This window comes from Desulfobulbus sp., assembly GCF_030824455.1.
GTDB lineage: Bacteria > Desulfobacterota > Desulfobulbia > Desulfobulbales > Desulfobulbaceae > Desulfobulbus.
Genome location: NZ_JAVBXR010000117.1, coordinates 101,061 through 110,672 on the forward strand (window position 1 = coordinate 101,061; position 9,612 = coordinate 110,672).

Annotated in this window: 11 protein-coding genes; all 11 read right to left on the reverse strand. The window is 65.2% G+C overall.

What is annotated here, in order from left to right:
• Positions 1-11: 11 nt before the first annotated feature.
• Entirely contained in the window at positions 12-281 is a 270-nt protein-coding gene (locus tag RCH93_RS15635) for a K+/H+ antiporter subunit F (RefSeq protein WP_306549354.1), read from the reverse strand.
• Positions 275-763 (reverse strand): Na+/H+ antiporter subunit E, encoded by a 489-nt coding sequence (locus RCH93_RS15640; RefSeq protein WP_306549355.1) that lies wholly within the window; start codon positions 761-763, stop codon positions 275-277. Before RCH93_RS15640 ends, RCH93_RS15635 begins: the two co-directional genes overlap by 7 nt.
• Complete coding sequence (locus tag RCH93_RS15645) at positions 760-2,271, reverse strand: monovalent cation/H+ antiporter subunit D (protein ID WP_373693309.1); 1,512 nt, start codon at positions 2,269-2,271, stop codon at positions 760-762. Before RCH93_RS15645 ends, RCH93_RS15640 begins: the two co-directional genes overlap by 4 nt.
• Complete coding sequence (locus RCH93_RS15650) at positions 2,271-2,609, reverse strand: Na+/H+ antiporter subunit C (protein ID WP_306549357.1); 339 nt, start codon at positions 2,607-2,609, stop codon at positions 2,271-2,273. The genes RCH93_RS15645 and RCH93_RS15650 overlap by 1 nt, the downstream gene beginning before the upstream one ends.
• Positions 2,609-5,416, reverse strand: a complete 2,808-nt coding sequence (locus RCH93_RS15655; protein WP_306549358.1) for a monovalent cation/H+ antiporter subunit A — start codon at positions 5,414-5,416, stop codon at positions 2,609-2,611. The genes RCH93_RS15650 and RCH93_RS15655 overlap by 1 nt, the downstream gene beginning before the upstream one ends.
• Positions 5,417-5,570: 154 nt before the next feature.
• Positions 5,571-6,182, reverse strand: a complete 612-nt coding sequence (locus RCH93_RS15660; protein WP_306549359.1) for an NAD(P)H-dependent oxidoreductase — start codon at positions 6,180-6,182, stop codon at positions 5,571-5,573.
• A gap of 14 nt (positions 6,183-6,196) precedes the next feature.
• Complete coding sequence (locus RCH93_RS15665) at positions 6,197-6,751, reverse strand: cysteine hydrolase family protein (protein ID WP_306549360.1); 555 nt, start codon at positions 6,749-6,751, stop codon at positions 6,197-6,199.
• 171 nt (positions 6,752-6,922) lie between these two features.
• Positions 6,923-7,897 (reverse strand): alpha/beta hydrolase, encoded by a 975-nt coding sequence (locus RCH93_RS15670; protein WP_306549361.1) that lies wholly within the window; start codon positions 7,895-7,897, stop codon positions 6,923-6,925.
• A 49-nt stretch (positions 7,898-7,946) separates the two neighbouring features.
• Positions 7,947-8,564, reverse strand: a complete 618-nt coding sequence (locus tag RCH93_RS15675; protein WP_306549362.1) for a GNAT family N-acetyltransferase — start codon at positions 8,562-8,564, stop codon at positions 7,947-7,949.
• Positions 8,543-9,055, reverse strand: coding sequence for a lysozyme (locus tag RCH93_RS15680; RefSeq protein ID WP_306549363.1), 513 nt, complete (start codon positions 9,053-9,055; stop codon positions 8,543-8,545). The genes RCH93_RS15675 and RCH93_RS15680 overlap by 22 nt, the downstream gene beginning before the upstream one ends.
• A gap of 209 nt (positions 9,056-9,264) precedes the next feature.
• Positions 9,265-9,612 (reverse strand): MliC family protein (locus RCH93_RS15685; protein WP_306549364.1); only part of this gene is annotated, 348 nt, incomplete at its 5' end.

Genomic DNA, 9,612 nt, shown 5'->3' on the forward strand with positions numbered 1-9,612 from the left:
CGGGCGCCTCCTTATTCGATGATGTCGCCGCGCAATAGGTACTTGCACAGGGCCACGGTGCCGACAAAGCCCATCAGGGCGATGAGCAGGGCCGCCTCAAAGTAAACGGTGCGGTTGAGATGAATGCCCAACAGCACCAAAAGGGCGGTGGTGTTGACGTACATGGTGTCCAGGGCAAGGATGCGGTCGGCCGGACCGGGACCGCGCACCAGGCGCCAGAAGTTGAGCAGCAGGGCGGCGCCTATGCAGGCCAGGGCGATGGCGACGGCAAGCTTCAGCATGCGAAAATCTCCTTAAGGGGTTGTTCGTAGCGCTGTTTGATGCGGGCGATGAGTGCGGCCTCGTCGTCGACGTCCAGGGCGTGGATGAGCAGGACACGCTGGTCCGGGCTCAAATGGGCGGCCACCGTGCCCGGGGTCAGGGAAATGGTATGGGTGAGCAGGACGATGGCCAGCTCGCTGCGCAGATCAAGCGGCAGCCTAATGAAGGCCGGCCGCAGCCGGCGCGCCGGACCGAGAATCAGCCGCGCCGCCACCAGGTTGGCCAGGGTGATGTCCCACAGCAGCACCGCCAGGTAGGGCAGCAACAGGAGGGGGCGGCGGACACGCGGCCGGTCGGGCCAGAAGCGCACGGTGAACAGGGGCAGGACAAGGGCGAGCAGTCCGCCCAGGAGCAGATGGCCGGGGGTCAGGGATTGGGCCAGCAGCAGCCAGACCAGCCACAGGCAGCCGCTCGTCAGCGGTTGGGGCAGCCAGCGCTTCATGGTTTTCCTCCGGTGGCCGATGCTCCGAGCACGGCGTCGATATACTGTTGCGGAGCAAGCAACTGGTGGGCGGCGGCCTCGGTGTAGCGGCTGATCGGGGCGGCGGCAATGGTCATCCCAATGCTTGCCGCCAGCAGCAGGGCAGCCGGCAGCAGCTGTCGCCATCCGACAGTACCGGCGGCGCCGGCCGTACCCGCTGTCCCCCAGAACAGGCGACTGCCCGCCCGGCTGAGGGCAATCAGCGTCAGCAGGCTGGCGCCCAGCACCACGATCCACAACCATGGGCCGTCTGCCGGGGCCACCGAGCGCAGCAGCATCAATTTGCCGATAAAGCCCGAGAGCGGCGGCAGACCCGCGGCCGCCACGGCGCCAAGAACGAACAGCAGGCCGAGCCGGGTCGGCTGGAGCAGGGGCGGGCCGGGGATGAACCGGTCCTCGACCTCGCCGCGCTGGCAGGTGATCGGCTCGGCCAGCAAAAAGAGGCCGGCGGCGACCAAGGTGGTGTGCGGCAGATAGTAGAGGGCCGCGGCAATGCCAGCGGCGTTGAACTGGCCGATGCCGGCCAACAGGGCGCCCACCGAAAGCACCACCAGCGAAGCGATCAGGGTTCGCAGCCGGGCCGCGGCCAGCACGCCCAGACCACCGGCGGCCAGGGTGAGCAGGGCCAGCAGCGGCAGCACCTCTGCAATGGCGCCGCCCACCGCCCCCTGTGGCGGAAGGATCAGGGTCACGGTGCGCAGGATGCCGTACACCCCCACCTTGGTCATGACCGCGAACAGGGCCGCCACCGGAGCCAGGACCGATCCGTACAGAGGAGGCAGCCAGGGGTGCAGCGGCAGGATCGCCGCCTTAAGGCCGAAAACCACCAGCAGCAACAGTCCACCGGCCCGCAGCAGGGCCACCTGTTCCACGGGAGCCGCCGCCACCTTGCTCCCCAGATCGGCCATATTAAGGGTGCCGGTCAGTCCGTAGAGGGCGCCGACGGCTAGGAGAAAGAGCGCCGAGCCGATCAGGTTGAGCGCCACGTAGCGGAGGCTGGCGCGCACCCGTTCCGGCCCGCCGCCGTGCAGGGACAGGCAGTAGGAGGCAATCAGCAGAACCTCGAAGAAGACGAACAGGTTGAACAGATCACCGGTGAGGAAGGCGCCGTTGATGCCCAGCAGCTGGATGGGAAAGAACACATGGAAGTGGTGGCCGCGGGCGTCGTCGCCATTGACGGCGTGGAGCAGGCTGAGCAGGGCAAGCACGGCGGTGGTGGTCAGCAGCAGGCCGCTCAACCGGTCCAAAACCAGGACAATGCCGAACGGGGCCGGCCAGTTGCCCAGCCGGTACACGGTCAGTCCACCGCCGGCGGCGCGCTCCAGCAGGACCATGGCCGCCACCAGCAAGCCGCTGGCGCAGACAAGGGAAACGAGCCGCTGGCGTCCGATTTCCCGTTCGCCAAGCAGCAGGTTGACCATGGCCGCCACCAGGGGCAGGACCAGCGGGACCACGAGCCAGTGAGTCATCATCTGCCCCCCTTGCCGTCGACATGGTCGTTGCCCAGTTCACCCCGGGCGCGCAGGGCCAGGATGAGAACAAAGGCGGTCATGGCAAAGCCGATGACAATGGCCGTCAACACCAGGGCCTGGGGCAGGGGGTCGGCGATCGCCCCTTCGGCTCCGGCGCCGGAACCGACCAACGGCGGCGCGCTGGCCAGCAGTCGGCCGGTGAAGAAAAGAAAGAGGTTGACCGCATAGGAGAGCAGCGAGAGTCCCACCACCACCGAAAAGGTGCGGGCGCGGAGCAGCAGGTAGACCCCGCAGGCCACCAGGACGGCCACGGTGCAGGCAGCCAGCGCTTCCATCAGCCCCCCCCTTTGCGTGCTTCGGCGCAGCGCAGATTGAGATTGCCCAGGGTGGCAAGGATCAGCATCACCACTCCGACCACGGCGAGATAGACCCCAAAATCGAACAGCATGGCCGTGGCCAGTTCCAACTCGCCGACCAGCGGCAAGGAAAAATGGCCGAAGGCGGAGGTGAGAAAGGGGTGGCCAAACAGCCAGGAGCCCGCGCCGGTGGCGGAGGCGATCAGCACCCCCCAGGCGATCAGCGGCTGGTAGCGCATGCGCCACTGCTGTCGGGTCCAGGCGATGCCGCTGGCCATGGACTGGAGGATCAGGGCCACGGCGGTGACCAAGCCGGCGATGAAGCCGCCGCCCGGCGCGTTATGGCCACGGAGGAAGAGGTGGATCGACACCAGCAGCGCCAGCGGCAGCAGCAACCGGGTGAGCAGCGACAGCACCAGGGTGTGGCGCTCGTCGGCATAGCGGCGTGGCAACCCTTCCACCGTGCCCGCCTCCAGGCAGAGGTTGTCGAGCAGGGCAAAGATGCCGAGGGCGGCCACGGCGAGCACGGTGATCTCACCCAGGGTGTCGAAGCCGCGAAAGTCAACTAGAATGACGTTGACCACGTTGGCGCCGCCGCCACCAGGTAGGCTGTTAGCCAGATAAAAATCGGAGATGGCGGCAAAGGGTCGGGTGAGGATGGACCAGGTGAGCATGCCGGCGCCCCCACCCATGCCCAGGGCCAGTAGCAGGTCGCGACCGCGCCGGAGCGGGCGGGACTCGGGCCGGCCGTGCTGGGGCAGGAAGAACAGGGCCAGGATGAGCAGAAGGATGGTTACCACCTCCACGGCCAGTTGGGTCAAGGCGAGGTCGGGCGCGGAAAAGCGGACAAAGGCCAGCACCACCATCAGCCCGACCACGCTGAGCGCAATCAGGACGGTGAAGCGGCGGCGATGCCAGAGCGCCGCCAGCACGGCGGCTCCCATCATCAACAGCGCACCGACCAGGGTCAGGCCATCAATGGGACTTAAGCGCAGGGGGCCGGTGAGCGCTGCAGTGGTGGTGGCCAGCGGCCAGCACACGGCCGCAACCGCGGCCAGCAGGAGCAGGGCCGTGGCACGCTGCAGGGAACCATTTTCCAGCACATGGGTGAGCCGGCCGGCAGCGGAGACCATTCGTTCAACACTGCTTTGGAACAGGGCCAGGGCGTCCATGGCCGGCCAGTGCTGGTGATGCAAGGCGAACAACCAACGGCGGGCGGAATAGAGGCCCAAACCTCCGACCAGGGCCACCAGGCTCATGGCCAGGGGGGCGTTGAAGCCGTGCCAGATGGCCAGACTGTAGTCGGGAAGCGGAGCGCCCAGCATGTCGCCCGCCGCCAGGGCGAGAAAGGGGGCCACGGTCAGTCCGGGGAAGATGCCCACCAGCAAACACTGGCCGACCAGGATCACCACCGGCAGTTGCATGAAGCGCGGCGGTTCGTGGGGTGGAAATTTGGGCAGGTCGCGGGGTTGACCGTTGAAGAAGACATCGTGGATGAAACGGGCGGAATAGGCCACGGCAAAAACGCCGGCCAGGGTGGCGGCCAGCGGCGCCAGCCAGCGCGCCGGTCCGAGCGCGCTCAGGTGCAGGGTCTCGGCAAAAAACATCTCCTTGGAAAGAAAACCGTTGAGCAGGGGCACGCCGGCCATGGCCGCAGCAGCCGCCATGGCCAGGGCGGCGGTGCGCGGCATATACCCCCACAGGCCGTTGATCAGCCGCATGTCGCGGGTGCCGGTCTCATGGTCGATGATGCCGGCGGCCATGAACAGCGAGGCCTTGAAGGTGGCGTGGTTGATGAGATGAAACACCCCGGCCACGGCGGCCAGCGGCGTGTCGATGCCGAACAACAGTACGATCAGACCGAGATGACTGATGGTCGAGTAGGCCAGCAACCCCTTGAGATCGTGCTGGAACAGGGCGTGATAGGCCCCGTACAACAGGGTCAGCAGACCGGCCCCACCCACGGCGAAGAACCACAAGTCCGTACCGGAGAGGACCGGAAAGAGCCGGGCCAGCAAAAAGACGCCGGCCTTGACCAGAGTGGCCGAATGGAGGTAGGCGCTGACCGGGGTGGGCGCGGCCATGGCCCGGGGCAGCCAGAAGTGAAACGGAAACTGGGCCGATTTGGTGCAGGCGCCGAGCAGAATGAGCAGCAGGGTGGGAACATAGAGGGCGTGGGCGCGGATCAGGTCGCCCATGTGCAGCAGGGCTGAGATACGGTAGGTGCCGGCGATCTGCCCCAGGAGAAGACACCCGGCCAGCAGGGCCAGGCCGCCGCCGCCGGTGATGGTCAGGGCCATGGCCGCCCCCCCCCTGGCCTCACGACTCTGGTGGTTGAAGCCGATGAGCAGAAAGGAGCTGAGCGAGGTCAACTCCCAGAACACCACCAGCTGCAGCAGGTGGTCGGAGAGCACCACCCCGAGCATGGCGCCCATGAACAGTAGGAAGAGGCTGTAGAAGCGGCCGAGAGCCTCCTCCTTGGCCAAATAATACTGGGCGTAGAGGATGACCAGCAGGCCGATGCCGAGGATGAGCAGGACAAACAACGCCGCCAGACCGTCCATGCGCAGGGCGAGGTCCAGCCCGGCCTGGGGCAGCCAGGGCCAGTACACTGCCATGGGGGTGCCGGCAAATGCCGCCAGCAGGCCGGGGAACGCTGCCAGCAGGGCAGCGATGGTCACGACCGCAGCCGCCAGGGCCGGGGCCGTTCGGCCGGCCGGCCGCAGGATCAAAGCAGGAAGCAGGGAGCCGACGAGCGGCAGCAGAACAAGCAGCAACAGCGGCATGGGGGGCAGGTCCTCCAGCAGAAGACACCCTGTTCCCTCGCTCTCCGGCAGTGCGCGCTTTCTCCCTGGAAGGCACGCTGGCAGGGTCTAGGGTCTACCGGGAGATGAGGTCAGGAAGATCTATCTTGCCATGAAGGCCGAACAATATCAATGCTTACCGAGACAGCTCCGATGTGCTCGGGAAAGATCGCTCCACCAGGGCGGCAGCCTCGGCCAGCCAGCCGGCGCGCTGCGCCTCGCTGCTGGTTGCCACCACGCCAAACATCCGGCGCTCACATCGCCCCACCCCGCAGAGGCCGAAAACGCAGTCTTTCCAGATACGCTCCAGGGGATCGCCAAACACTGCCTGTTCCCGCGCAGCCACGGTGTTCGAGGTGTTGAGCACCAGGGCAACCCGCGCCTTGAGCAGGCCGCGGGGCACGCCTTCGCCGCTGTCGCCTTCCAGAAATTCGTAGGCCACGCCCGGCCGGACGATCCGATCCACCCAGCCGGTTAATATGGCCGGCGGCATGCCCCACCAGTTGGGGTGGACAATCACGATGCCGTCGGCCGCCGCGATCTCGGCGCAGTGGCGGGCAATCAACGGCGGCAGGGCCGCGCCCCTGTCAATCTCGTCGCCGGGCAGTACAGGGTCAAACCCTTCCCGATAGAGATCGTGGACAACCACGTCGTGGCCGTTGGCCGTCAGCCGATCCGCCGCCGCGCGCGCAAGGGCGTGGTTGAAACTGCCCTCCTGGGGATGGGCAAGGATGAGCAACACCTGCATCGTCGCCCCTCCGCTCAGGCCGGGGATGCGCCGCAGATTGCATCCACGCTCAGCACCTTGGCAAAAGGCCCGTCCAGGGCGGCCAGATAGGCTGCCTGCACCTGCTCGGCGCTCACCGCCACGCCGCCAAACGACAGAGCCTTGGTGGCGCAGGCGTCGTGGGCGAGCACGCACTGAAAGCCGTAATCCGCAGCGGCGCGGGTGGTGGCGTCAATGCACATGTGGGTCATCATGCCGGCAATCACCAGGGTTGAGGTCTGCCGCCGGCGGAGACGCTCCAACAACCCGGTCTGGCGGAAGCTGTTGGGAAAATGTTTGACCACCACCGTCTCGCCCGCCACCGGCGCCACGTCCGGATGGATGGCGACCCCAGGCGTGTCGGGCAGGAAAAAGGTGGCGCCCTCCCGAGAGGCGACGTGCTGGACATGGATCACCGGCAGGGATTTGCGGCGGAAAAACTGCAGCAGTTCTTTGGCCTTCACGGCCGCCTCCGGGCTTCCGACCAGTTCCATGGTTCCGCCGGGAAAATAATCGTTTTGGATGTCGACAAGCAGCAAGGCCTGGTTCATGGGTTTTCTCATAGGGGTAGGGGTTGATCGTCTTTAGGGTTGGTTCGCGGATCGTTGCGACGGTCAGGCTTCCAACAGGCGCCAACGGAAAGCCCACGCGGGCAGACCCGGCGCCCCGGACGCTGCCGTCGGGACGCCGGAAAAAGGCGGGAAGGCAGGCGGCGGGAATTGTTATTCGCGCACAATGGTGGAACGCCGCTCCGCATCCTCGGGAAACACCCGCCCGGTCTTCAGGCATTCGAAAATGTGGTTAAAAACCACGCCAGGTTCGCCCTGTTTGCGGCCGCTGCGGAAATAGCTGTGGCCCTTGGGATGGTCGTAGGCGTTGTTGACGTCGTCGCAATCGACGATATACACGTTATTGGGCGTCAGGTCCATATTCTCGGGGCCGCTGTGACCAAGACGGCGGGAGGCGATCTTGTTTTTGAGGTTGGCCGCCTTGCTGCTGCGCAGGGCAAGATCGTCCGAGGCGAAATAGACCACCACGTTGCGCGAGGCGTCGCAGATCAACCGCCCCTTTTCCTCGCGGTGGATCGACTCGTTTTCAATGTCGGCGGCAACCAGAAAGGTGTTGCGGAAGATCATGGGCACGCCGTCGGCCAGGTCGTACTTGTTCCAGGAAACCATGGTTTCGCGCAACACCCTGTTGCCCATGGAATGGGCGAGCACGTTGATCCGCTTGAGGCAGGGATCGGAATTGGGGTCGTTGAGATTGGATTCGCGCCACTCGATGAACCGGCACAGGGCGCGGGCAAAGGACGGGGCGCTGGCGTCCGCCGCTTTCTGATCGTCCCAGTAATCCTTGACGATGCCCATATCGTTGTCGCAGGGCCAGATCACCGGCGCCACCAGCACCTCTTCAGAGCATTTTTGGTCGCACAGCTGCTGAAACTCCCTTGCCCCCCTGAACACGTCCTCGGGCAGATTGGAATAGCCGTGGATGTAGAGCAGCAGCTGCCGGTAGGACGACTGCTTGAGCGCCGACATGAAATTCAGGCCGCCGACCTCGGTGCAGCCGCCGTCCTCGCCCAAACGGCAAAAATAAACCGAATTGCTGGGCGCGTTGTTGCGCAGATCAAAGTCAAACTTCCGCCCCACCCTGGTTTGGATGGATCCCTTGGGAAAACGATTGGTGATGAACAGCATGGTTCCCTCCTGATCAATGGATCGATAAACAAGACACGTAAGACTGTTTCTATTTCGGTAAACAGCCGCCGCGACCAGAGCCGCCCTGGTCGCGCGTCAGCAGAAAGCGGTCGTTGCCGGATTCGTCGTCCCGACCGATGCAAGCAAAACCACATTTTTCGAGCACCTTGCGCGACGGCCCATTCTCGGCTCCGGCATGGGCGACCACCGCAACAACAAGCGGCTCGGCAAACGCGCGCCCCACCAAGGCGTGGGCGAGTTCGGTTGCATACCCCTGCCCCCGCTGCGCCGGCAGGATCGAGAAGCCGATTTCAACCTCGCCGTTGTCGTCCGGCGGCCCGCAATAGCCCCCGGCGCCGACCGCGACCGCAGGCTGTTCGCCGTCCGCCGGTCGAACGGCGTACCAGCAAAACCAGCCGCAGACGTCCGGCCCGCCTTCAATCAGCCGGGCAAGAAAGAAGGCCTGCGCGTCCCGGTCGTACTCGCCCGGCGGCCAATCAGGCCCAACGCTGGCCCCCAGCAGCAGCGCCAACCGTTCCGGCGCCTCCAGTTCGGCGATCAGGTGGTGCGGCTCGGCGGCCACCAACGCAAGCCGACCGGTCACCAAACGCTTTGCGGCGACCATGGCCGCACCAACCGGCCCGGTTACGCCGCAACCGACTGCCACAATTTCGCCTCGGCTTCGCGGCGGCGCTTCAACCCAGCCAGTTCCTTGCCGCCCGCCTTGGTCCAACGGAGAAACTGGGCCGGAACCTGAGTAAAGGCGCCCTCATTAACCAGCCGAAGCAAGGTCGAACGCTCCAGTGCGCCCACGCCGACATTAAAGGCGAAACTGACCAGGGCGCAGAACCGGGCGTCGCTGACCGTCACTTTGAGCAGTTGCTCGACTCCGGCGGAAAACCGACGGACGTCGTCGGTCAGCAGCACCTCAGCCTCGGCCTTGGTGATGCCGCCAGGGTAGACGGAACGCGCCAGTGCTTTGTTCTCCGCGCCTTTAATCTGCTTGCCGCGCGGATCAAGCGCCACATGGCCCCAGCCGATGGTCCAATAGCCGGCCGGACAGAGATAGGGGTCCAGATTGACGGTCGTCGGGTCGCCGTCGGGAATGCCTTCAAACGATTTGATCAACTCCACCGCCTGACTGAGGTTTCGCGCCATGGTGTTCCCCCTGGTTTGTTGGTTGTTGCCGATCTGATCTGACGATCAAGACGCTGAATACGTTCAAAAAACGTCTCTAACCATTGGCTGATGCAGAGGAAAAAACAATACAGAAAAAATGGGAGAAAAATGGATAGTGAAAATATTCACAGATGCGATGCGCGCCTTCTGCCGCAGCCCCGCCGAGGCCTGACGACAGCCGGCTCTGCTCATGGTCCCGTGCCCTGTCCCGGTTGCGGGGTTGCGACGCAGCGCATCTCCTGCGCCTCGTACCCCCAGGTGATCATCGCCTCGCCGTGATGTTCCCACAGCGATTCGTTGCGGCCCTGGTAGCGGGCGCCGCTGGCGCTGGGCTGCTGGATCATCAGGGAAACCTGGTCGCCGCGCTCGGCAATCAGTGTTCGCGGATCGGTCTGGAAATAGGTGGCGATCACCTCGTTTGCGGGATTGCCGTCGCACTGATAGGTTATCGGCCCAATGCCTGCAACCAGGCGATAACGGGCCTGCAATTCGGCGATGCGCAGGCGGTAGCTGTCGACCACGCAACGCCGCAGGTC